General features: G+C 73.7%; 18 protein-coding genes. 2 read left to right on the top strand and 16 right to left on the bottom strand.

What is annotated here, in order from left to right:
* Positions 1 to 394: 394 nt before the first annotated feature.
* The 10 genes from O7613_RS00545 to O7613_RS00500 form a co-directional block, all read right to left on the bottom strand.
* The gene (locus tag O7613_RS00545; RefSeq protein WP_282291398.1) at positions 395 to 1,153 is read right to left on the bottom strand and encodes a MerR family transcriptional regulator; all 759 of its coding nucleotides are present in this window, start codon (positions 1,151 to 1,153) and stop codon (positions 395 to 397) included.
* Between the two features lie 55 nt (positions 1,154 to 1,208).
* Positions 1,209 to 3,494: an EAL domain-containing protein gene (locus O7613_RS00540; protein WP_282291396.1), complete on the bottom strand. Its 2,286-nt coding sequence runs from the start codon at positions 3,492 to 3,494 to the stop codon at positions 1,209 to 1,211.
* Positions 3,495 to 3,701: 207 nt separating this feature from the next.
* Positions 3,702 to 5,918, bottom strand: coding sequence for a S1 family peptidase (locus tag O7613_RS00535; protein WP_282291394.1), 2,217 nt, complete (start codon positions 5,916 to 5,918; stop codon positions 3,702 to 3,704).
* A gap of 122 nt (positions 5,919 to 6,040) precedes the next feature.
* Complete coding sequence (locus O7613_RS00530; protein WP_282291392.1) at positions 6,041 to 7,546, bottom strand: hypothetical protein; 1,506 nt, start codon at positions 7,544 to 7,546, stop codon at positions 6,041 to 6,043.
* Between the two features lie 91 nt (positions 7,547 to 7,637).
* On the bottom strand, positions 7,638 to 8,708 hold the full coding sequence (locus tag O7613_RS00525) for a hypothetical protein (protein ID WP_282291391.1): 1,071 nt from the start codon (positions 8,706 to 8,708) through the stop codon (positions 7,638 to 7,640).
* Positions 8,709 to 8,964: 256 nt separating this feature from the next.
* Positions 8,965 to 9,198: a zinc-ribbon domain-containing protein gene (locus O7613_RS00520; RefSeq protein ID WP_282291389.1), complete on the bottom strand. Its 234-nt coding sequence runs from the start codon at positions 9,196 to 9,198 to the stop codon at positions 8,965 to 8,967.
* An 86-nt stretch (positions 9,199 to 9,284) separates the two neighbouring features.
* On the bottom strand, positions 9,285 to 10,112 hold the full coding sequence (locus tag O7613_RS00515) for an SRPBCC family protein (protein ID WP_281584772.1): 828 nt from the start codon (positions 10,110 to 10,112) through the stop codon (positions 9,285 to 9,287).
* Positions 10,105 to 10,665 carry a helix-turn-helix domain-containing protein gene (locus tag O7613_RS00510; protein ID WP_281584773.1) on the bottom strand — a complete coding sequence of 187 codons (561 nt, stop codon included), beginning with the start codon at positions 10,663 to 10,665 and terminating at the stop codon, positions 10,105 to 10,107. The genes O7613_RS00515 and O7613_RS00510 overlap by 8 nt, the downstream gene beginning before the upstream one ends.
* An 88-nt stretch (positions 10,666 to 10,753) precedes the next feature.
* Positions 10,754 to 12,097, bottom strand: coding sequence for a class I SAM-dependent methyltransferase (locus O7613_RS00505; protein WP_281584774.1), 1,344 nt, complete (start codon positions 12,095 to 12,097; stop codon positions 10,754 to 10,756).
* A complete protein-coding gene (locus O7613_RS00500; RefSeq protein WP_282291387.1) occupies positions 12,094 to 13,479 on the bottom strand; it encodes an FAD-binding oxidoreductase in 1,386 nt (461 codons plus the stop codon). Before O7613_RS00500 ends, O7613_RS00505 begins: the two co-directional genes overlap by 4 nt.
* Before the next feature lie 115 nt (positions 13,480 to 13,594).
* On the opposite strand from O7613_RS00500, the gene O7613_RS00495 reads away from it, so the two are divergent.
* Entirely contained in the window at positions 13,595 to 14,308 is a 714-nt protein-coding gene (locus O7613_RS00495) for an RICIN domain-containing protein (protein ID WP_282291385.1), read from the top strand.
* 4 nt (positions 14,309 to 14,312) lie between these two features.
* On the opposite strand, the gene O7613_RS00490 is transcribed toward O7613_RS00495, so the two are convergent.
* Positions 14,313 to 15,653 carry an MFS transporter gene (locus tag O7613_RS00490; RefSeq protein WP_282291384.1) on the bottom strand — a complete coding sequence of 447 codons (1,341 nt, stop codon included), beginning with the start codon at positions 15,651 to 15,653 and terminating at the stop codon, positions 14,313 to 14,315.
* Positions 15,654 to 15,672: 19 nt separating this feature from the next.
* Between O7613_RS00490 and O7613_RS00485 the strand changes: the two genes are divergently transcribed.
* Entirely contained in the window at positions 15,673 to 16,686 is a 1,014-nt protein-coding gene (locus O7613_RS00485; RefSeq protein WP_282291382.1) for a helix-turn-helix domain-containing protein, read from the top strand.
* Here O7613_RS00485 and O7613_RS00480 read toward each other — a convergent pair.
* The 5 genes from O7613_RS00480 to O7613_RS00460 all read right to left on the bottom strand — a co-directional run bounded on the left by O7613_RS00480 (position 16,660) and on the right by O7613_RS00460 (position 22,758).
* Positions 16,660 to 17,136: a hypothetical protein gene (locus tag O7613_RS00480; RefSeq protein WP_281590485.1), complete on the bottom strand. Its 477-nt coding sequence runs from the start codon at positions 17,134 to 17,136 to the stop codon at positions 16,660 to 16,662. The two genes, O7613_RS00485 and O7613_RS00480, sit on opposite strands and share 27 nt — an antisense overlap.
* Before the next feature lie 123 nt (positions 17,137 to 17,259).
* Entirely contained in the window at positions 17,260 to 17,805 is a 546-nt protein-coding gene (locus O7613_RS00475; protein WP_348651341.1) for a hypothetical protein, read from the bottom strand.
* 368 nt (positions 17,806 to 18,173) lie between these two features.
* On the bottom strand, positions 18,174 to 20,126 hold the full coding sequence (locus O7613_RS00470; RefSeq protein ID WP_282291380.1) for a VWA domain-containing protein: 1,953 nt from the start codon (positions 20,124 to 20,126) through the stop codon (positions 18,174 to 18,176).
* Between the two features lie 2 nt (positions 20,127 to 20,128).
* Positions 20,129 to 21,628: a sigma 54-interacting transcriptional regulator gene (locus O7613_RS00465; RefSeq protein ID WP_282291378.1), complete on the bottom strand. Its 1,500-nt coding sequence runs from the start codon at positions 21,626 to 21,628 to the stop codon at positions 20,129 to 20,131.
* Between the two features lie 71 nt (positions 21,629 to 21,699).
* On the bottom strand, positions 21,700 to 22,758 hold the full coding sequence (locus O7613_RS00460) for a hypothetical protein (RefSeq protein WP_281584782.1): 1,059 nt from the start codon (positions 22,756 to 22,758) through the stop codon (positions 21,700 to 21,702).
* Positions 22,759 to 22,801 lie beyond the last annotated feature (43 nt).

Here is a 22,801-nt window from a genome sequence, read left to right as displayed (position 1 = left end):
TTGATGGCGTAGATGGATCGGCATGTCAGCCATCGGCTCCCGCAAAACGGCGCGGCAGCACGGTCGCCATGCTGATCCATTCGCGCCATCAAGTTTGTAGGCAAAGCTCGCGCAGCTCCACCTCGGTCAGCCGGGCCGGCGAAGGGCCGGCGAAGGGCCGGCGAAGGGCCGGCGAAGGGCCGGCGGTGACCCAGGCACACGTCTCCGACCTGGGCGGCCCCGGCCCTCGGCAGACTGGTCAAGTGCGCGGCCTGGGTCCCGGCATCCACTCCACCGGCCTTTGGCCGCACGGCGGTCGAGGCCACAACCCGGACGCTCGCCGTGACCTGGTCGGCGTCCGGCTGAGAACCCCCGGCCGGTCGTCGTGCCACCGACTCGGGGCGCCCAGCCGGCGTCAGGCCCGGCTGATCGCGTTGGCGTGGATCGCCTCGTTCAGAAAGGCCGCCATCCCGGGCCGGATCGCCTCGAAGTACGCGGTGAACCGCGGGTCCGCCACATACATGTCGGCCAGGCCGGTGTGGAGTTCCAGCGGGCAGTCGTACCACCACTCGGTGATGAGCTGCCGGTGCTCCTCGGCCAACGCCATCGCCTCCGGGCCGTCGGCCGGCGCGCCCGACTCCATCAGCGCGGCGAACCGCCGCCCCCAGTCCTCGTTCACCTCCTTGTTGCGCAGCCAGTCCTCCTTCGAGTAGCGGCTGGCCCGCTCCTGCGACTGCCGGTACGCCTCCGTGTCACCCCAGCGCTGCTGGACCTCCTCGGCGTGGTCGTCCGGGTTGAAGTCCCCGAACACTTCGAACCGCTCCTCCGGCGTCAACCTGATGTCCAACTTTCTCGCCTCCATCGCGCGTTCGATCGCCGCCACCATCTCCTGGAGCTTGCCGATCCGCCCGGACAGCAGCTCGTGCTGCCGGCGCAGGTGCGCCGCCGGGTCGGCGTGCGGGTCGTCCAGGATGCCGGCGATCTCGTCCAGCGGGAAACCCAGCTCGCGGTAGTAGCGGATGAGCTGAAGGCGGTCCAGGTCCGCGTCGTCGTAGCGGCGGTAGCCCGCCGGCGTGCGCCCGCTCGGCCGCAACAGCCCGATCTCGTCGTAGTGGTGCAGCGTGCGGACCGTCACCCGGGCCGCCCGCGCCACGTGTCCCACCGTGTACGCCATGATTCCCCTCCCTTCCACCGCCAAGGCTCCCGCCTCCCGCAGCGTGAGGGTCAAGTCACCCGGAGGAGATCTTTTCGTGGACAAGCGTGGGGAGCAGGTCGGGCAGGGCGGTCGGACGGCCGTACCGCCAGCCCTGACCCTGCCGGCAGCCGATCGCGGTGACCGCCGCGTGCTGCGCGCCGGTCTCCACCCCCTCGGCCACCACCGCCAGGTCGAACGCGCCGGCCAGCCGGTTGACCATCTCCACCGTGGCATACGCGCGGGCGTCGCCGGCATCCAACCGGGACACGAAGGAACGGTCGATCTTCAGCTCGGTGGCGGGGATCCGGTGCAGGTAGCTCAGCGAGGAGTAACCGGTGCCGAAGTCGTCGATGGCGATGCGGATGCCCAGGTCACGGAGCTGCGCCAGCCGGTCGAGCACCGCCTCGCTGCCCTCGATCAGCGCCGACTCGGTGAGTTCGAGCGTGAGCGCCCGGGGCGGCAGGCCGGCGGCGCCCATCGCGCCGGTGACCGTGGCGATCAGGTCGGGTCGGCACAGGTGGGCGGCGGCGATGTTCACCGCCACGGTCACCTCGGGCGCGCGCTCCCGCCAGGTCGCGGCGGCCCGGCACGCCTCGTGGATCACCCACCGGTCGATGGCCAGGATGAGCCCGGTCTCCTCGGCCAGCGGCAGGAACCGCGCCGGGGTGAGCACGCCGAGCCGGGGATGCCGCCAGCGGACCAACGCCTCGGCGCTGCGTACCGTGCCGGTGGCCAGGTCGACGATGGGCTGGAACTCCATCAGCAGTTGACCCTCGTCGACCGCGCGGCGCAGGTCGGCGATCAACTCGGCCCGGCTGACCGCCGACTCGCGCAGCTCCGGCGTGCACGTCCGGTACGCGGACTTGCCGGCCGCCTTCGCCGCGTACATCGCGATGTCGGCGTCGCGGAGCAGGTCGGTGTGCGAGCTGTGCTGCGGGCCGTACTCGGCGATGCCGATGCTCGCCGACGGGTGGACGCCGAGGTCCTCCTCGCCGGGCAGCGGTTCCAGGGCGGTGAGCAACCGGACGGCGAGCCGCTCGGGCGGCACCGGCCGGTCCCCGGCGACGAGCACGGCGAACTCGTCGCCGCCGAGCCGAGCGATCATCCCGTCCGGGCCGATCGCGTCCCGCATGCGCTCCGCGGTGGTGGTGAGCAGCCGGTCCCCGGCGGCGTGCCCGAACCGGTCGTTCACCTGCTTGAAGCCGTCCAGGTCGAGCAGCACCACGGCGACCGGGCCGCCCTGGCGCAGCGCGCGGCGCAGCCGCCGGATGAAGGTCAGCCGGTTGGGCAGGCCGGTGAGCTGGTCGGAGTAGGCCAGCCGGCGCAGCCGGGCGACCAGCCGCAGGTTCTCGTTGGCGGCCAGCCCCTGCCGCAGCGCGAGCACCCCGAGCAGCGCCATCATGCCGACGAAGACCAGGTGCGGGGTCTGCCCGGTGGGTCGCCGGGACAGCATCACGGCCACGATCGCCCCGCCGACCGGCAGGTACGGCAAGGCGACCCGCCACCACGGCGGCAGCGGCGACTCGCCGGCGGCGTCGTCCTCCCCCTCCCCGCCGCCCGGCGGCGGGTGGCCGGTGGCCAGGCCGACCAGCAGGTAGCTCAACGGCCAGCAGACGTCGACCGGATGCCCCGGCGCGTAGTTGCCGTGCGCGACCAGGGAGACGTAGACCGCGTCGGCGCCGGCCCGGATGGCCAGGCCCGCGCCGATCAGGGTGAGCGCCCGCCACATCGGGCGGCCCGGCCCGGCGACCGCCACCAGGATGGTGAGCTGCATCAGGTCGAACATCGGGTAGAGCAGCCCGAACGTGCGCAGCGGATCCGACACGTCGGAGTCGGCGAGGTCGCGGAACACCACCACCCAGCCGACCGGGATGAGGGCCAGCGCGACGATCACCCCGTCGAGCAGCGTACGGGCCTGTCCGACCAGGCTGCGCCCGCCGGCCCGGGAGAAGAGCAACGCGGCGGTGCCGGTGACGATCCCGGCGGTGAAGAGCCCACCGACAAGCGGCGTGTGGGGCAGCTCGATCCCGCCGAGCCGCTCGACCGTCCACACCGTACGGCCGAGCGCGGCGAGCATCATGGTGACGGCGAGCAACGCCCAGAACCGCCGCAGGTTGACCGGATGCCGGCGGGCCGCGCCGACGCAGAGCACCGCCGCCCAGCTCGACACCGCCATCGCGCCGAGGTCGCTCACCAGGGCCGCGCCGGGCAGGCCGGCGACCAGCCAGGCCATCTCCCCGAGTACGACGACGACGGCCGCGACGAGTCCGACACGGCCGGTGAGCGGTGGACGGGCCGGCGCCGCGGCGGCGAGGCTCACGTCGTGCGGGGGGACAACGATGCGCTCCGGCTCTCTTCCAGACGTGCGCCCTCGGCGACGAGGACCGGACGGCGGACGACGAACGGCGCAAGCCTAGTCAGCACCGCGTGCCGCCGCCAGGGTCGTGGGGTGTCGGTCACCGGACGTGACGCGGGCCGCCTCAACCAGGTGGAGACGGCCCGCATCCTCAGTGGACTTCAGTGCCAGTCACCAGCGGCGGGTGCTGTCCGGCCAGGAGTCGTACGGCCGGGCGGAGAGGATCGCGTCCCATCCGCCGCTGGCCGTGCCGGTCGGCGTGTACGCGGTCAGGTCGGCGCCGCTGCCGTCGTACGGCGAGGCGTCGAGGTAGCCGGTCACCACGCCGTTCGCGTCCCGCCGGTAGTAGGCGCCGTTGCCGGGCGAGAACATCGAGGTGAATCCACCCCAACCGCTGGCCGCCAGGTCACTCCGGGCCCACGGCGCGGTGCCCGTGGCCATCTTGTACATGGCGAGCTTGCTGTCGTTGGTGGTGCCGATGATCCGGTCCTTGCCGGCGGTCGCGAGCGTGGGCAGGTTGAAGCCGCTCCCGCTGTTGTAGACCGCCACGCCCACGAGGTCGGCGGCGACGGCCGGCTTCGCCTTGGTGACGGTGTAGCGGCGCAGGATCGAGCCGCCGGCGATGCCGTACAGGGTGCCGAACCCGTCGTACACCAGGCGGTCGTGGCTCCAGCCGCTGCTGGAGCCGGTGACGGGGGTGCGGGTGAAGGTCAGCGGCTGGGTGCCGGTGACATCGACCCGGTGGAGGGCAGCGCCGTCGGTGACGAGCAGGGTGTCCGAGTTGAGCGTGGCCAGCGCCTTCGGGGTGAACCCGAGCGTGGCCCGGGAGACCGTGCTGGCCACCTTCTGACCGGTGACCGGGTCGAGCGCGGTGTAGGAGATCCGGCCGTCCGGCCGGGCGCCGAAGACCGACACGACGCCGGTCCACGGCCGGGCCGACAGCAGCACCTGGTTCCACCCGCTGGTGCTGACCGGGGTGCTGAACTTCGTCAGGTCGGCGCCGCTGCCGTCGACCGGGTTGGCGTCCCGGAACCGGTCCAGGCCCCCGGTCGAGGTGCGGGCGAAGTACCAGCCGCCGCCCGGCGAGAGCACGTGGGTGTAGCCGGCCCAGCCGGTCGCCGCCAACGAACTGCGGGAGAACGACTCGCCGGCCACGGCCGCGCCGTTGATCCGATAGGACGTCAGCTCACCGGTGGCGACCTGGCCCAGCACCCGTCCGGCGGCCGGCGAGGTCAGCGACACCTGGGTGAACCCGCTGTTGGCGACCGTGACGGGGCGGGTCAGGTCGTCCCGGCTGGCCGGCTTCGCGGTGGTCACCGTGCGCCGGATCAGCTCCCCGTCCCGACTGTCGACGTAGTACAGCGATCCGTAGCCGTCGTAGGTCATGTTGACGAAGGGTGACCAGCCCGGGTCCACCGAGACCACGTCGAAGGTCAACGGGTCGACGCCGGTGACGTCCACCCGGCGGAGACGACCGCCGCTGTCGATGACCAGGATGGTGTCGGCGTTCAGCGTGGCCATTGCCGTCGGCGTGAAGCCGAGCGTCGCCGCGGACACCCGGTTCGCGCGCAGCTCGCCGTTCGCCGCGTCGATCGCGCCGTAGGTGAGCTGGCCGGCGGCGGTCAGGCCGAAGATCTGCACGTCGGCGGTCTGCTCGCGGATCCACGCGCCCAGGTCGTCGACCCGGGTGACGGTGGCACCGTCGCGGGTCTCGGTCTCGCCGAGGCAGCCCTTCTGCCAGGACGTGTTGCCGATCGCGGCGAGCTGCGGGGCGCCGCCCACGGTGCGGAACGCCGGACCGCCGGCGTCGCCCCGGCAGAGGGTGGCCCCGGCCGACGCGCCGGTGACGTCGGCGGTGGCCGCGTCGACGCCTTGCACGGTGAAGTCGGCCGCGTGCAGCCGGTCCGGCACCCACTCGGTGGCGGTGCGCCCGTAGCCGGCGATGGTGAGCGTCTCCGACGCGGTGGGCGCCGTGGTGGCGAGCGCGACCGGGGCGACGCCGGTGATCGGGTCGGCGAGCCGGAGCAGCGCCAGGTTGCGGTCCGGGTGCGGGAGGACGGCGACGGCGGCGCGCTCGTGACCGGCGGTGGAGGTCAGGTCGGTACGCCCGACGAGCACGGTGGTCGGGCGGGCCGGCGCCCCGGCGGCGGCCGGCGTGCTGCCGTCGGTGAGGCAGGACTTCGCGGTGACCACGAAACTCGGGTCGACGAGTGCGCCGGTGCAGGCGCGCAGGTCACCGAAGGTGATCTTGGCGGTGAAGGCGTGGACGCCGTCGGGCACCGGGGTGGCGCCGCTGACGGCCGAGGCGGCACCGCCGCCCAGCAGGGTCGAGACGGTGACCACGCCGAGGAGAGCGGCTCCCCACCGGCGGGTGGCATGAACGTTCAACGAATCCCCCGTTGATCGGACCGGCACGGACCGGGGGCTCCGGTCCGGGTCCGCAGGATGTTAGCGGTCCGACACGCCGCGTGTTGCACGCCGGAACATAAGGGATCAAGAGCGGCATCCGCTCAGGACCACGCCTCCGCCGGCGGCGGGTCGCCGGGATCACCCGGCGCGCCCGGCGGCCCGCCGTGCGTCCACGGTGTCTCCTCCGGCGCCGGAAACGCGCCGCCCGGCAGGAAGCCGTCCGACAGGCTGGTCAGGCAGATCCGTTCCCCCACCTCGGGCACACTGCCCGGCGGCGCGGTCAGCCCGCGCCCCATCCCGCCGGACAACTCCACCACCACCTCGGTCTTGCCGTCGCCGCCCGGGGTCACGAACACCACCTTCGCCTTCTGCCCCGGCCGGGCCGGCGACCACAGCGTCGCGCCCACCGGCATCGGCACCGGCTCGGTGGTCACCACCTGGATCCGCGGGCGCAGCACCGGCCGCTTACCGGAGTCGTCCACCCGCTTCGGGTCGGCGAGCGTCACCTCGCCCACGAACGCCTCCCCGGCCAGCCGGTGCTCGGCCATCACCAGCGGATCGTCGTACGCCCGCTGCACCGACCACGCGGTCAGCGCCCGCTCCAGCCGCTGCAACCGCGACGCCGCCACCACCGCGCCGTCGCGACGCGGCTGCGGACCGCCCCCGGCGTCCACGTGCTCGGCGTACGCGGAGAACGCATCCCGGTCACCGGCCCACCGGCCCGCCACCCGCGCGCCCGGCGGCAGCGCCCGCAGCAACCCGACGCCGCGCCACATCAGCTCCCAGGTGGGCGCGAGCTGCCCGCGCACCAGTCCGACAAGCTCGTCGTACGCCACGGCGCGAGCGGTCGGGTCGCCCTCGGTCCCGGCGTACGCCTCGATCGCCGGGGCCAGCCGGTGGTTGTCGAAATCCGGGTCGGTGGCCGGACCGGCCGGCGGGCACGATGCCGGATCCTCGGCCCGGGCCGCCGCCTCGGCGCCGGTGAACCCCGGCGGCGGGTCGAGCCAGCCGAGCACCGCCGGCAGGTGCAGATCCTCCACCGCGCTCTGCCCGGTCGCCCAGTGCAGGGTCAGCGCCTCGGTCAGCGCCACCAACGCCGACGAGCCGGGGTGCTCCGCGCGCTCGGCGAAGAACGTCAGCCAGCGGCCGAGCAGCGGCACCGACGGGTGCACCGGATAGTCGCCGTCCGGGCGGCGGAACCGGGTGGACCGGCCGAACAACCGCAGGAACGTGACCCCGGCCGGGTTGGGCACCAGCAACTGCGGGGCGTCGACGTACCGGTGGCGGACGTCCCGGCCCCGGTCCACCGCCACCGCCTCGGTCACGCCACGGAACGAGTCCAGGTAGGGCAGGACGACCCCGGCCAGCTCGGCGGCGAAGGCGAACCGCTGATCGCGGTTGCGGGGCTGCGGCACGACGAGCAGCCGGGCCTCGTCGGGCGCGGCGCCGACCAGGGCGGCCAGCGGGGCGTTCGCCTCACCGGCCAACGCCAGCGGCACCAGCACCAGGGGCCGCTGGGCCAGGTGCAGGTGCCGGACCGTGGCCACCGGCTGCGCCCGCCCGGCGGCGACCGCCTGCGCCCGGGCCAACGCGCGCAGCGTGCTCACCGCAAGTCCTCGACACGAGGCCCGGTCGCCGGCCGGCGCGCGCTTCGGGGCGTACTCACGCGCGGTTCCCAGCGCGGGTCTCGGCGCGTACTCACGCGGGGTTTCCGGCGCGGGCCTCGGCGCGCAGGCGCGCCGCGGCCCGGAGCAGCGCGGCGGCCTCCGCCTGCTCCGGGTCGGGGGCGCGTACGCCGTCGGCGAGCGCCAGCACGTCCGCCACCTCGACCACCCCGCCGAGCGCCTCGCGGACCGGCCGACCCAACGCCTCGGTCCGGTTGCGCGCCTCGTGCCGGCAGAAGTAGGCAAGCTCGCAGGCGGCCAGGCACTCCGGGGCGTACCGGGCCGGCACCTCGTGCAGCGCGGCGGCCAGCGTGGCCGGGTCGGCCGCCGGGTCGGCGGTGAAACCGGCCGGTACGGCGGCCAGCAGGTCGTCGACGCGGGCCATCCGGGCCAGTTGGCGGCGCAGCACCAGCAGTTGTCTACGGACGTCGAGCAGGCTCGCCACCGGCCGGTTGGCGAAGTCGCGCGGGCAGATCAGCACCACCTCGTGCGAGACCAGCTCCGGGTCGTGTCCCTCGGCGGCGAGCAGCTCGCGCAACGCCAGCACGTAGACGGCGGACTGGATGGCGGCGGCGGCCACCTTCGCCGGGTCGGCCTGCCCGTCGATCACCGGGAACGACTTGATCTCCACGACGTGGAACCGGCCGCCCAGCCGGGCAGCCACCAGGTCCGGCTCCAGGTGCACCCGCCGGCCGGCCACCTCCAGCCCGAGCAGCGGATGGTCGAACAACGCCGGGCCGTCACCGCCGGCGGTCAGCGCCACCCGGGACCGCTCCGGCCGATCGTCGTCGCCACCGAGGTCGGTCCAGGTCGCACCCGCCGGCACCGGTACGCCGAGCCGCTCCGCCACCAGGCGCAACAGCTCCACCCCGCCGTCCGCCTTGACCTGCGCCTCGAAGGCGTTGCCCCGGGTGATCGCGAAGCGGGACTGCCCGAACCGGGCCGGGAAGCCGAGTCGCTCGGCGAGCGCCGGCTTGTCCGCCCCCGCGCTGTCCAGCACGGCCCGCCGGGTGCAACCGGGGTTGCCGGTCAGCGCGGCGATGGTGCGGGCGTTGTGCCGCCGCGGCGGCCCCCCACCCCGAATCTCCCCCAGCCGATCTTCCACCCCTGAAGTGTAAGGAGGGGCCCCCGCTTAACGCCTCCGGTAGAGGAGGGGGCCCCGCTTAACACCCACTGGGACGGTCAACGGTCGGCGGAGCGGTTCCAGGGGGAACGCGGGGACGACGCGCCCGCCACCGGCCGGCGGCGACGACGGTGCCGGCGGCCGGGCGTGCACGGTGGGCGGGTGGCGGTGTGCACCGGTACGACGGGCGGGGTGACCGGCGGCCGGCCGATCAGCCAGCAGAGGAAGTTGGTCACGGTCAGCCGACCGGGAGGCGCTCGGCGTCGGCGCGGGAGATGTCGTACTGGGCGCCGCAGAACGTGCACTGCTGCGCGTAGCGGGTGCGTACCGGGATCAGGGGGATGAAGAAGAGGCTGAACTTGGTCACCCGCCGGGTGATCACCTGTGCGGCGTGGTTGCCGCAGTGCCGGCAGACCTGGTTGACGACACCGGACCGGTCGACCTTGGTCCGCAGCCCGAAGATGAAGAACATCGCCCGCCATTACCCACCCGAGGCAGGTGTTAAGCGGGGCCCCCGCCTATACCGAAAGCGTTAAGCGGGGGCCCCTCCTTACACCCTCAGAGCCAGATGGGGTGCCAAGTGGGGAGTTCGTGGAAGCGACGCAGCTCGGCCAGGCCCGCCACGGTGCCACTCCACGCCGCGTACGGGGGGTTGCCCTCGTCGAAGCCGGACTGCACGAACGTCAGCTTCGTCCGGCCGCCGGACTCGGCCAGCTCCCAGTTGGTCACGCCGGTCGGTCCCCAGTCGATCGAGATGGCCCGGCCCGGGGTGACGTCAAGCACCTTGGCCGCGTAGCCGCTCTCGAAGCCGCCCATCGCGTACCGGCCGCCCTCCCACGGCTCGATGCCGATCGGGTAGCCGAACCAGGCGCTGGCCTGCTCGGAGTCGGTGAGCGAGGTCCACACCTTGTCCATCGGCGCGTCGATCAGCAGCTCGCCGCGCAGGTCGGCCGAGGTGAAGTCGGTGCGCGGCAGCAGCGGACGCCCCTCCAGGTGGGCGTTGAGGTTGGCGATGGACAGCGCCCAGTACGTCTGGAGCACGCCCCGGATGGTGCTGCCGTCCATCGCCTCGGCGAAGGTGAAGTGGCTCTGCCGCAGCGTCAGCAGCGTGGCCTCGCCGTCGGGCGCCAACTCGATCTCGGTGGTGGTCTCGACGCCGTCGAGCGTCCAGGCGAAGCGCAGCGTCTTGTCGTCGGCGTGCAGCAGTCGCTGGTGTGGCGCGTCGCCCTCGGGTGTGAAGCGGCCCCAGAACTCGTACCGCCGGGGCAGGTCGACCTCGGCGTGCTCGGCCAGCCACACGCGTAGTTCGGCCGGGTCGGTCAGGGCCCGGCGGACGGTCGCCACATCGGCGGCGAGGCGGGCGCGGACGATCATCGGCTCACTCATGGTTGTCACCTTTCGGGTAGCAGGCCACGGCGAGTTTGAAGGCGTCTCCCTCGACGCCGCCGTAGCGGGTGAACAGGTCCCGCAGCGTCGTCTGCAGGTCGTGCAGGAATTCCTGGCGTCGCTCGGCGGGCACCCGGATCTCACCGGAGACGCCGATCGACGGCAGTTCGGGGGCGGCGCGATCAAGCGCGGCGATGTCGGCCTGGACCTCTTCCATCAGGTCGAGCAGGTAGCCGAGGCTCAGCTCGTCGCGCACCCGGCGCCCGTCGCCGATCCGGCCGACCAGCCGGGGGGAGAGCCAGTAGGACCGGGCGACGGCCTGGTAGATGCCTTCGGTGATGCCGCGCACCCGCCGTTCGGCGACCTGCTCGGCCAGCCCGGCCGCGACCAGCTGCTTGACGTGGTAGTAGACGCGTTGCGGCGTCTGCTCCAGCCGGGCCGCGACCTCGGTGCAGGTGCGGGGCTCGGCGAGTTGCCGCAGCACTTCGATGCGTTGCGGCTTGAGCAGGACTTCGGCCTGCTCACGTTCTTCCAGGTACAGGACATCTCTCATGGCAAAATCAGTTTGAACGTACAAAACTTCTTTGTCAATAGGTTCGACGAGAGGCCGCGCGGTCCGCGCGGCCTCTCGTCGGTACGGGTCAGGGCGTCCAGTCGGGGCGCAACGGGTAACCGTTGACCCCCTCCGGGCCGTTCTGCGTGGCCAGCACCTGGTGCAACTGGATGCCGTTGCGCTCGAACGCCATCCGGGAGCCGGCCATGTAGAGGCCCCACACCCGGGCGGTGCCCGTGCCCACCTCGTTCACGCAGAAGTCCCAGTTGTCGACCAGGTTGCGGCACCAGCCGGCGAGCGTCAGCGCGTAGTGCTGGCGCAGGTTCTCCTCGTGGTGCACCTCGAACCCGGCGTCGTGGATCTCGCTGATCAACCGCCCCGGGCCGGCCAGCTCGCCGTCCGGGAAGACGTACCTGTCGATGAACGCGCCGGAGCGGTGCGGGGCGCGGTTGTCCGCGCGGGTGATGCAGTGGTTGAGCAGCCGCCCGCCCGGCTTGAGCCGGGACCTCAGCGCGCCGAAGTAGGCCGGGTAGTTGCGCACCCCGATGTGCTCGGTCAACCCGATCGAGGAGATCGCGTCGAACTGCTCACGCGGCGCGTCCCGGTAGTCGAGGTGCCGCACCTCGGCGAGATCGCCCAGCCCCTCCCGCTCGATCGCGGCCTGCGCCCACTCCGCCTGCGCCCGGGACAGCGTCACGCCCAGCGCCTTGACACCGTATTCCCGGGCCGCGTGCCGGACCATGCCGCCCCAGCCGCAGCCGACGTCGAGCAACCGCATCCCCGGCTTCAGCGCCAACTTGCCGGCGACCAGGTCGTACTTGGACCGCTGTGCCTCCTCCAACGTGTCACCCGGGCTGCGGAAGACCGCGCAGGTGTACGTCATGGACGGGCCGAGCACCTTCTCGTAGAAGGCGTTCGACACGTCGTAGTGGTGGGAGATCGCCGTGCTGTCCCGCACCCGCGAGTGACGCAGGCCCGTCATCACCCGCCGCCAGCGCGGCGCCGCCTCCTGCGGCGGGGGCGGCGGCGGTCGGAGCCGCTCCCAGCCCAGCCCCCGGACCAGGGCAAGCGCGTCGGCCACCGGCGGCATCCGCAGCGGCATCTCGTCCTTGAGCACCCGCAACGCCTCGTACGGGTCGCCCGGGTGCACGCCGTCGAGGCCCAGGTCGCCGCTGACGTAGGCCCGCGCCATGCCCAGGTCGCCGGGCGCGGTGAGCAGGTAGGACAGGCCCCGCTCGGTGCGGATCGACAGGGTGATTCCGGCGTCGGCCGGGCCCACCTCGCTGCCGTCGTACGCGGTGACCCGAACCGGCAGGTCGCCGCTGGTGACGGCGCGGATCACGTCCGCGACTGTGGGTCCGGTGCGCCGGCCGCCCGACGGCGGGCCGGCGGGGGCGCTCGCCGCCCCTGGTGTTCGGTCGGTCAGACTCATGCTCGGGATACCGCCTTCTCGTACAGTCCGGTGAGTCGGTGATCCGGGTCGTAGCGGTCCTTCACGGCGCGCCAGGTCTCCCCGCCGTAGAGCCGGTCGAACGCGGCCCGGTCGTAGTACGCGTCGGAGTAGAGCGACTTGTGGCCGCCCGTCTCCGACACCATGTGCTCGATCTGCCGGTTCACATCCCCGTCGGCGGCGCCCGCCGCGATCGGCACACTTCCCCAGAAGCCGATGTTCACATAGGTCTCGCCCGGTTGGAGCGGATATAACGGCCAGGCCCGGGCCGATCCCGGGCCGGCCGGCTCACGCAGCCGCAGCGGGCAGAGCCACACCGGGTTCATCTTGACGTTGCCCGCGAACCAACGCAGGAACTCGGGCGTGCGGGCCAGCGGGATCTCCACGTCCTGCACCACCCGCTCGCGTGCCGGCCGGCCCCGCCACCTGTCGACCCGGGCGGCCACCTGGTGCCGGTGCTCCAGCCGGACGATCCGGTGGTAGACGTCGCTGCGCCGGTAGCGCTGCGGCCAGAGCCGCCGGAGGACCGGATGCTGCACGCCGAACGCGGACGAGCACCAGAACCAGTCGGTGTCCCACCGCCAGAGATAGTCGTACGCGGTGAGCACGTCGCGGGTGCGGCGGCGCAGCGAGCGGTAGTAGATCTCCTGGCCGGTGTAGTCGGACGGGCGGCCCTCGGGCTCGTCGGTGAACGCGCCGAGCACCAGGTAGGACTCGCCGGGGCTGAACATCACCCCGTCCATGGCGTCGACCGGCTCACCGGCCCAGGAGCCCGTGGCGACCACCTCGCCGATCGCGTCGACAAGCTCCTCCAGCCGGGTGAACCGGATGTTGCGCAGCGCCACGTGCCGGCGGACCGGTTGCAGCTCGATGCGCAGCCGGGTGGCGTAGCCGAGGCTGCCCAGCGAGTTGGGGAACGCCCGGTGCAGGTCGGCGTGCTCACCCTGCGGACGGGTGGTGATCAGCTCCCCCGCCCCGGTGAGGACGTCCATCTCCAGGACCGACTCGTGGGGCAGGCCGTTGCGGAAGGAGGTGGACTCGATGCCCAGCCCGGTCACCGCGCCGCCAAGCGTGATGGTGCGCAGTTGCGGCACGACCAGCGGCATCAACCCGTGCGGCAGCGTCGCGTCGACCAGGTCCTCGTAGGTGCACATGCCCTGCACGTCGGCGGTGCGGGCCGTCGGGTCCACGGCGAGCACCCCGGTGAGCCCGCTCACGTCCAGCCCCGGCGTGCGGGGCGCGGATCGCGGGCGGAAGAGGTTCGAGGTCTGTTTCGCCAACCGTACGGTTTCGCCGGCGGGCACCGCGGCGTAGGACTGCCGCAGCGTGTCCACCGCCCGTTCATGATCACGGACAGCTCGCATGAGAGCACCTTACGCCCGGCCCCGACAATTCGTGGGATGTAAACGGCCCGTGCCCGGGCCCACCCGCTCGCCGGGGCGACTGGCCCTTGGCGGCCCGGTGGGTCAGGATGCCTCCATGGCCGAGCCGCAGTCCGACCCGTCCGGCACCGTCTACGGCGCCCGGCGCGCACGTGGCGTCCGACTGCCGGGGGACCCGCTGATGCGGATCGCGCTGGGCATCGCCCTGGTCGGCGTACTCCTGGGAGTGTTCTTCGCCACTGGCGTCCTCGGCGGCGGCGCCGACCGGCCGGTGGTGCCGGCGGCGGCCGCGCCCACCCCGGCGGCGAGCGAGTCGAGCGCGGCGCCGCCGCCCACCACGGAGGCCGCGCCGTCGCCGTCACCGAGCGCGGCGCCGACCACGCCGGCTGCCCCGGTGGCCACGCCCAAGGTGATCCGCGGCGTGCCGTCCGGGCGCTGCGTCGGCGTCACCGGCGACGACCCGGAGGGCGCGCAGGCCGCGCTCGCCGACTGCACCGGCGGGCCGGAGCAGCAGTGGGTGGTCACGCCGGTGACCGCCGACACCTACCTGCTGGTGAACGCGGCAAGTGGCAAGTGCCTCGACGTCAACGAGGCGCGCACCGACGACGGCGCCGACGTGCAGCAGTGGTCCTGCAACGGGCAGGCCAACCAGCAGTGGAAGCTCAACCCGACAGGCGGCGGCCCGGTGCTCCTGGTCGCCGCGCACAGCGGCAAGTGCGCGCAGGTCGACGACGCGGGCACCGAGGCCGGGCGGGAGCTCGAACAGGCCCCGTGCGGCGGCGCCGCCGAACAGCAGTGGGCGCTCGGCTGACCGGTCAGCCCCGATAGCTCCAGGCCCGCCGGCCGGCCGCCACCGGCAGCACGAACGCCGTAGCCGCGCCTTGCCGGCGCAGCAGCAGGGAGAGCCCGGCCGCGCCGATCGACAGCGCGCCGGCCACGTACCAGGCCACCGCGTAGTCGCCGAGCCGGTCCCGGACCAGGCCGGCGCCGGTCGCCGCGACCGCGGCGCCCACCTGGTGCGCGGCGAACACCCAGCCGAACACCACCGCGCCGGACGCGCCGAACCACTCCCGACACAGCGCCACGGTCGGCGGCACGGTCGCCACCCAGTCCAGCCCGTAGAAGACGATGAAGACAAGCATGCTCGGCCGGGCCGAGCCGGCGAACAGGCTCGGCAGCACCAGCAGCGACGCCCCGCGCAGCGCGTAGTAGGCGCCGAGCAGCAGCCGGCTGTCCACCCGGTCGGTCAGCCAGCCGGAGGCCACCGTACCGGCGATGTCGAAGAGCCCGACCAGGGCGAGCAGGCCGGCGGCGGTCGTCTCCGGCATGCCGTGGTCGTGGGCGGCCGGCACGAAGTGCGTGCCGACCAGCCCGTTCGTGGTCGCGCCGCAGATCGCGAAGCCGCCGGCGAGCAGCCAGAACGGCCGGGTCCGCGCGGCGGCGGCGAGCGCGCCGACCGCCCGGGCCGCCGCGCCGCCCTCCGCCCGGTCCGGCGGCACGACATCGGTCCCGCCGTAGGCCGGAAGGCCGAGGTCCGCCGGGTGCTCGCGCAGCAACCACACCACCAGGGGTACGACGGTGAGCGCGGCCCCGGCGACGACGAGTGCCGCCGTGCGCCAGCCGTGATCACGCACCAGCACCGCGAGCAGCGGAAGGAACACGAGCTGCCCGGCGGCCCCGCCGGCGGTGAGCACGCCGGTGACCAGGCCCCGGCGGCGGACGAACCAGCGACCGGTGACCGTCGCCACGAAGGCGAGCGCCATCGAGCCGGTGCCCAGCCCGACCAGCACCCCCCAGCAGAGGATGAGCTGCCAGCTCTCGGTCATCGCCACGGTCAGGCCGCTGCCGGCCGCCACCAGCAGCAGCGCGCCGGCCACCACCCGGCGGATCCCGAACCGGTCCATCAGCGCGGCGGCGAACGGGGCGGTGAGGCCGTAGAGCAGCAGATTGACCGAGACGGCGGCGGAGATGGTGGCGAGCGGCCAGCCGAACTCGGCGTGCAACGGGTGCAGCAGCACCCCGGGGGTGGCGCGGAAGCCGGCGGCGCCGACCAGGGCCACGAAGGCGACCGCGGCGACGAGCCAGGCCGGATGGAGTCTTCTCACCCACCGAGTCTCGGACGGCGGGGTGTGCGGGACGAGTGGCCGGAAAGCCATCGTACGCAATAATCGGGCCATGCCCCTCGTACCGCATCGCGTCGCCGTCCTCGCCTTGGACGGCGTCGTCGCCCTCGACCTCGGCACCCCGGCGCAGGTCCTAGGCGCTGCCCGCACCGAGGACCGGACCCCGCTGTACGCGGTCACCACCTGCACCGCCGACGGCCGGGCGGTGCGCACCACCGCCGGCTTCCAGGCGCTCCCCGACCACGGGCTCGACCTGCTGGAAACCGCCGACACGGTGATCGTCCCCGGCATCCACGCCGGCCCGCCGCTCACCGACGGCACGGTGGCCGCCGAGGTGGCGACCGCGCTGCGCGCCGCCCACGACCGGGGCACCCGCATCATGTCCATCTGCACCGGCGCGTTCGTGCTCGCCGCCGCCGGCCTGCTCGACGGCCGGCCGGCCACCACCCACTGGGCCTACGCGTCGCGCTTCCGCCGGCTGCACCCCGGCGTGCGGCTCGACCCCGAGGTGCTCTTCGTCGACGACGGCCGGGTGCTCACCTCCGCCGGGGTGGCCGCCGGCGTCGACCTCTGCCTGCACGTGATCCGGACCGACCACGGCAGCGCGGTGGCCAACCGGGCGGCCCGGCGCTGCGTCGTACCGCCGTGGCGCGACGGCGGCCAGGCGCAGTACATCGAACGGCCGGTGCCCCGCGCCGCGCAGGCCGGCACCGCCGCCACCCGCGAGTGGGCCCGGCGACGGCTGCACGAACCCGTCGCGCTGCGCGAGCTGGCCGCGCACGCCCGGATGAGCGTCCGCACGTTCACCAGGCACTTCCGCTCCGAGACCGGGCTCAGCCCGGCGCAGTGGCTGCTCCAGCAACGCACCGAACACGCCCGGGTGCTGCTGGAGACCACCGACCTGAGCGTCGACCGGATCGCCCGGGACGCCGGCTTCGGCACCACCGCCGCCCTGCGCCAGCACTTCCACACCCGGGTCGGCGTGTCCCCGACCGCCTACCGCCGCACCTTCCGCGCGCCCTCGGCCCCGGTTCCGGTCTCAGGCCAGGTGGGGCTGGCGACGTAGCGCGCGGAGCTGGGCCAGGTGCATCGGCAGGTGCACCCGGATGTGCAGGTCCATGGCCCGCCCCCAGGGCAACGATTCGTCCACGTCGAGGTCGAAGCCCTCGCGCAGCACCGTCTCCACAGGCGTCTCGGCGGCCGGGCCGAGCCGCTCGGCCAACGAGCACAGTTTCCGGCTCGTGGCCCGGAGCAGGACCGCCAGCCCGTCCAGCCCGCCGCACTCGGACACCAACGCGTCGAGCTGCGGGCGGTGCACGGAGTCCAGGTCGTAGTACGCGAACGGCGACCCGGCCAGCACCGCCTCGGTCGCCTCGCTCATCAACTCGTCGTTGGCGGCGAGGTGCGCGACGATCTGCTCGGCGCTCAGCTCGCCCTCCGGCGGCGGCCCGAACCCGCCCGCGTCCACCTCCGCGAGCAGCTCGTCGTACGCCCGCCGGAGCGCCGCGGCGTCCACCTCGTCCATCCCCGCATCCAACCCTCGCCACCACCGCCCGCACCCCGACTACCCCACCCACGTCACCCGGACGAGCGAAAGGCCGGCACCCCGTTGCTCCAGGATGCCGGCCTGCACGTTGTCTCAGCTGTTCCAGTGCTTGGTGACCAGGTCGGTGGCCTGCTTCTCCCACTGCGCGTACGCATCCGGGTAGGCGGACACCTGGACGGTCTGGGCGGCCTCGGTCAGCGGCATGTCCTGCCAGCCGTCGACCTGCTTCAAACCCTTCAGGAACGCCAGCGTCGAGTACTCGGGGTCGGTGATCTGCTCCGCGCTACCCCAACCGGAGGACGGGCGCTGCTGGAACAGACCCAGCGAGTCGTGGTCGTTGGAGTCGCCGAGGTGGCCCAGGTTCTCCAGCTTCGACTCCTGCAAGCTCGTCGCGATGGAGATGACCGCGGCCCGCTCGGGCAGGCCGGCCTTCTTCGTCGCCGCGATGATCGCCTTCACGTTGGCGGTCTGCTCGTCGTTCACGGTGATGGTGGACTGCTCACCCTGCGCGCTCGCCACGGCGACCGGCTTCCTCATCGCGGCGTGGGCGGGGGTGTCGGCGTGGGCGGCGATCGGACCGGCGAACACACCACCGGTGAACGCCAGTCCAGCGACACCCAGAACGCTCTTCCGCAGGATTCCGCCGCCAGAGTGTCACCCACCACGCCCGAACCGGACATCTAACCCAACCGGTTGCACACTACGCACCCCACGCGCGCCGCAGACGTCCATAACGCTCCACCCACACCCCACTCGGCCCACGACTGGAGCGCTATGGACGTCTCCGGCGGCCGCAGACGTCCATAGCGCTCCACTCGCGCCCCCCGCTCGGTTGATGACTGGTGTGTTGGGGCGTTGCAGGCACCTGTGACCTCAACCGCGCGCCCTTCCGCCCCGGAGCGGGCCGGAGTGCCGGGCGGCCGAAAGCGGATCATCTCGTCTTGGAGTTGTGGCACCTCTGGTATCCGGCGATGGAACCACAGACCAGAACGGCGGGGGGCGCGGGGTCAGCGGCGGCCGTGGCGGGCGCGCAGGTAGTCGGAGACCACGTACTCGCCCAGGTCGTCCAGGTCGGGGGTGAACATCCGGCCGCCTGATCGGCGGGCCACCGCGTCGACGAAGCGGCGCAGCCCGGGGTCGTCGCCGAGCATGAACAGGTTGAGCGTGGCCCCGTACCGGGTCAGCCGGTCCACCTCCCGGATCGTCGCCTCGATGGTCTCCGGCAGCGGCGGCCAGTTGAAGTACGCCTCCCCGTCCTCCGGGTCCAGGTGCGCGGTGGGCTCGCCGTCCGTGACCACCAGCACCACCGGCTCGGCGCCGGAGTGGCGGCGCAGGTGCCGACCGGCCAGCCGCAACGCGTGCTGGAGGTTGGTGCCCTGCTGCATGTCCGGCTCCGCCGCCGCCAGCTCCTGCTGGGTCAACGGCATCGCCTCCCGCCCGAAGCCGACGATCTGCAACGCGTCCTGCGGGAAGCGGGTGGCCATCAGGTGTGACAGGGCCAGCGCGGTCTGCTTCATCGGACCCCAGCGCCCCTGCGAGATCATCGAGTACGACAGGTCGACGCAGAGCACCACCGCCGCGGACGCCCGCCGCTCGGTCTCCACCACCTCGAAGTCCTCGACCGCGAGCTGCACCGGCACTCCGGTGCCGGCGCGGCGGACCGCGCGGGTGAGCGTGCGCACCACGTCCAGGGGCTGCTCGTCGCCGTACTCCCAGGGGCGGGACCCACCGCTGACCTCGCCGGCCGCGCCGGCCGAGCGCAGGTCGTGCTGGCCGCGCGGCCCGGCCGTGAGGTCGGCGAAGACCCGCCGCAGCGCGGTGCCGGCGAGCCGGCGCAGCGCCTTCGGGCTGAGCGTCAGCCCGTCCGCGTCCCGGCTCACCCAGCCCTGGCGGCGCAGCTCGCGTTCCAGGTCGCGCAGGCGGCGGACGTCGTCGGCGGCGTCGCGGCCCAGCGTCCGGGTCACCGCGTCGACGTCCACGTCGTCCAGGGTGGCGCCGGGCTGGTCCTGGTCGAGGGAGTCGAGCAGCTCGTCGAGTTCGGCGATCTCGTCCAGCGCGCCGGCCGCCTCGCCGTAGCCGAGCGGCTGGTCGCCGCGGACCCGTTCGCCGCGCTGCCAGTTCAGGTCGGGGCGCAGCGACCGCAGGTGACCGTCGAGCTGGGACAGCTCACCGGCGAGCCGGTCGCCGAGGGACTGGCGCATCAGCCCGGCCAACTCCTCCCGTTGCCGGTCCGACAGCGACCGCATCAGCCGCTCCCCGGCCGCCGCCCGGCGGGCCAGCACGTCGATCAGCTCCTCGACGTTCCGGGGCCGTTCCGGGAAGAACTCGCCGTGCCGGCGCATGAACTCGGCGAACGCGTCGGTGGTGTCCTCCGCGCGGGCGTGCCGGGCGAGCAGGGCGTTGAGGTCGGCCATCATCTCGGCGAGCTGCCGCTGCGTCTCCGGGTCGCCGGCGGCCCGCGCCGCGTCCCGCAGCCCGGCGAAACGCTGCTCCAGCACGTCGCCACGCAGCCCGTCGAGGATCCGCTGGTAGGTCTGCCGGGCCTCGGCGCTGGCCCAGTCGTACCCGGCCAGCTCCGACACCGCCCGCGCGGTGGACCGGGGCAGGTTGTCCAGCACCGCCTCGGCGAACCGGGCGTCGTCGCCGTCGCGGCCCCGCAGCTCGTCCCGTTCGGCGGCGAGCGCCTGGTCGAGCAGCGCCTGGGCCCGGGTCACCGCGCCGTCCAGGTCGCCCCGGCGCAGCGCCTCCCGACGCAGTCGGCGCGCCCGGGCGGCGAGGTCGGCCAGGCCACCACGCCCGTCCGGGCCGCGCCGCAGCAGGTCACGCAGCGACTCCCGCAGGCTGCCGCCGTTGAGGACCTCCGCGCCTACCGCGTCCACCGCGGCGCGCACGTCGTACGGCGGGGCGAGCGGGTCGGGGCCGCCGCGCCACTGCCCGTACCGGAACCGGTTGCCGGCCACGGTCAGCCCCGGCCGCCGTAGACGGTGCGCCCGGACTCGGTGACGTCCTTGCCCAGCCGGCGGGTCAGGTGCAGCCCTTCGAGCACGAACTCGATGCCGGCGGCGGCCTCCTCCGGGCTGGGCGCGTCGCCGAAACCGAGCTGGTCGAGCACCTTGGCCAGCCCCGGTACGGTGCCGACCTGGCGCAGCAGTTCCGCCGACGAGACCAGCTCCCCGGTCTCGACGGCGCCGCCCTCGGCCACGAGCGCGGTGAAGCCGGACAGGTCCAGCCCGGCCAGCCGGGTGCGGAACGTCTCGGCCGTGGCGGTACGCAGCAGGTGCGCGAGGACCTCGATCTCGCGTCCCTCCTCACCGCTTTCGAACTCCACCTTCCCGCGCAGCGTCGAGGTCACCGACACCGCGTCCCCGACGCGCGCCACCGGCGCCTCGGGTGTGAGGCGGGGGCCCCGGTTAACGCTTTCGGAGGTGGCGGGGCCCCCGCCCAACACCTCGGCGGCGAGCAGGCCGGAACGGCGCAGCGCGGCGGCGGCCACGGTCTCGGCGGCGGCGATGGCGAACCGGGCGGACACGCCGGAGCGGGGGTCCACCGACGGCGACTCCCGCACCTCGCGGGCGAACCGGGCGAGCACCTCCAGCACGTGCTCCGGGACGCCTGCGACGAGGTCGGCCTCCTGCCGGATCAGCGCCAGCTCCAGCTCCAGGTCGAGCGGGTAGTGGGTGCGGATCTCGGCGCCGAAGCGGTCCTTCAGCGGGGTGATGATCCGGCCGCGGTTGGTGTAGTCGTCCGGGTTGGCGCTGGCGACGAGCAGCAGGTCCAGCGGCAGCCGCAACTGGTAGCCGCGGACCTGGATGTCGCGTTCCTCAAGCACGTTGAGCAGCGCCACCTGGATCCGTTCGGCCAGGTCGGGCAGCTCGTTGACGGCGAACACACCCCGGTTGGTGCGCGGCACCAGGCCGAAGTGGATGGTCTCCGGGTCGCCGAGGGTGCGCCCCTGGGCGAGGCGGACCGGGTCGACGTCGCCGATCAGGTCGCCGACGCTCGTGTCCGGGGTGGCGAGCTTCTCGCCGTAGCGCATCGAGCGGTGCAGCCAGCCGATCGGCAGGTCGTCACCGGCGGAGTCGACGAGCGCGCGGGAGGCCGGGGTGAGCGGGCGCATCGGATGCTCGTTGAGCACCGAACCGGGGATCACCGGGGTCCACTGGTCGAGGAGCCCGCCGAGGGAGCGGATCAGCCGGGTCTTGCCCTGGCCACGCTCGCCGAGCAGCACCATGTCGTGGCCGGCGAGCAGCGCCCGCTCGACCTCGGGCAGCACCGTGTCCTCGTACCCGACGATGCCGGGGAAGCGGTCCTCGCCGGCGCGCATCCGGGCCAGGAGGTTGTCGCGGAGTTCCTGCTTGACGGTGCGGTAGTGGTGGCCGGCCGCGCGCAGCGCGCCGAGCGTGCCGGGCAGGTCGGCCGGCGGGGCCGGGGAGATCTGGGTGTGAACGCTCACCCGCCCCACGCTAGCTCAGTTTTTCCGCACCGCCCGGTGGTCGGTCCCGCCCCGTGACCGGGACCGACCACCGGGGGTGGTCAACGCCCGCAGCGCCGGCACACGCCGCGGCGGCGCAGCAGGTAGGCGTACGTGGCCGCGCCGAGCGCCACACCCCAGAGCGGCCAGAGCAGCATCGGCAGCGTGGTCAGGCTGAACCCGCCGGTCAGCTCCCAGAACCGGGGGGCGGTGACCAGTCCGAGGGAGCCCGCGGTGACCGAGAGCGCGACGAGCGTGGCGGGCGCCACGGCAAGCGACACCGGCACCCGTCGGCCGGCCAGGCCGACCATCCACCTGGGGAACCGTTCACCCCAGGGGCGGACCAGCCCGAGCGTGAGCACCGCACCGGCCACCGCGAAGGCGCCCAGCCCGGCGCCCGCCCAGACCAGTCCGGTGTCCCGCATCTCGTCGAGGAAGTCGCGGGAGATGCCGAGCGGGATGCCGGCGGCCCAGGCGAGCCGGGTGAGCGCGTACAGGGTGGGGATGATCGCGGCGGTCCAGGCCGCCAAGCGACCCCAGCGGGCCGCGGCGGCCGGGGTGGTCCAGCCCCGGTCCGCGCCGTCGCGACCGCAGGCGGCACAGGCCCCGGCGGTACGGCGTTGCCAGCCGAGCGTCGCCAGGGCGAGCAGCACCCCGCCCGCCATGGCGGCGGTCTTGCACAGCAGCGTCCAGGTGAACACGTCGGCGTAGTCGACGGGCGGCCAGCCGAACGGTGCGCCGACGAGCAGGATCGGCGCGTAGCCCAGGGTGATCAGCACCCGGGTGTCCGGCACCACCACGGCCAGCACGAACGCGACCGTCCAGCCGTAGCCGAGCAGCAGCGCGCGCAGCGGCCGTGCCGGCTGGGCGGCCGGACCGGCCATGGCCAGCGCGACGACCGCGGCGGTGAGCAGCAGCGCCGCGAACAGCGCCGGCCCGACCGACACCGGCACCAGCCGGAGCAGGTTGACCTGGCGGTCCCGGTCGTGGACGCCGAACGGGTAGCCGGCGCCGGTCCCGGCGGAGATCAGGGCGAGTACGCCCCAGAGCGCGAGCCAGCCGGCGGCGAGCGGCGCGGTCCGGGACCGGTGACGGATCGGTACGAGCAGCGTGGCGGTCATGGTTCGAGCCTCGACTGTCGACGTTCCGCAACCCTCCCGTGGC

Source organism: Micromonospora sp. WMMD975 (assembly GCF_029581215.1).
Classification (GTDB): Bacteria; Actinomycetota; Actinomycetes; order Mycobacteriales; family Micromonosporaceae; genus Micromonospora.
Note: the sequence above shows the minus strand (reverse complement) of the source record. Positions and strands in the feature narration are given on the sequence as shown.

What these genes read in the sequence shown, in the direction of transcription:
- O7613_RS00545 (WP_282291398.1), bottom strand. Translation starts at nt 1,153, where the DNA reads ATGGCGTACACGGTGGGACACGTGGCGCGGGCGGCCCGGGTGACGGTC.
- O7613_RS00520 (WP_282291389.1), bottom strand. Translation starts at nt 9,198, where the DNA reads ATGTTCTTCATCTTCGGGCTGCGGACCAAGGTCGACCGGTCCGGTGTC.
- O7613_RS00515 (WP_281584772.1), bottom strand. Translation starts at nt 10,112, where the DNA reads ATGAGTGAGCCGATGATCGTCCGCGCCCGCCTCGCCGCCGATGTGGCG.
- O7613_RS00510 (WP_281584773.1), bottom strand. Translation starts at nt 10,665, where the DNA reads ATGAGAGATGTCCTGTACCTGGAAGAACGTGAGCAGGCCGAAGTCCTG.
- O7613_RS00505 (WP_281584774.1), bottom strand. Translation starts at nt 12,097, where the DNA reads ATGAGTCTGACCGACCGAACACCAGGGGCGGCGAGCGCCCCCGCCGGC.
- O7613_RS00500 (WP_282291387.1), bottom strand. Translation starts at nt 13,479, where the DNA reads ATGCGAGCTGTCCGTGATCATGAACGGGCGGTGGACACGCTGCGGCAG.
- O7613_RS00495 (WP_282291385.1), top strand. Translation starts at nt 13,595, where the DNA reads ATGGCCGAGCCGCAGTCCGACCCGTCCGGCACCGTCTACGGCGCCCGG.
- O7613_RS00490 (WP_282291384.1), bottom strand. Translation starts at nt 15,653, where the DNA reads ATGGCTTTCCGGCCACTCGTCCCGCACACCCCGCCGTCCGAGACTCGG.
- O7613_RS00485 (WP_282291382.1), top strand. Translation starts at nt 15,673, where the DNA reads ATGCCCCTCGTACCGCATCGCGTCGCCGTCCTCGCCTTGGACGGCGTC.
- O7613_RS00460 (WP_281584782.1), bottom strand. Translation starts at nt 22,758, where the DNA reads ATGACCGCCACGCTGCTCGTACCGATCCGTCACCGGTCCCGGACCGCG.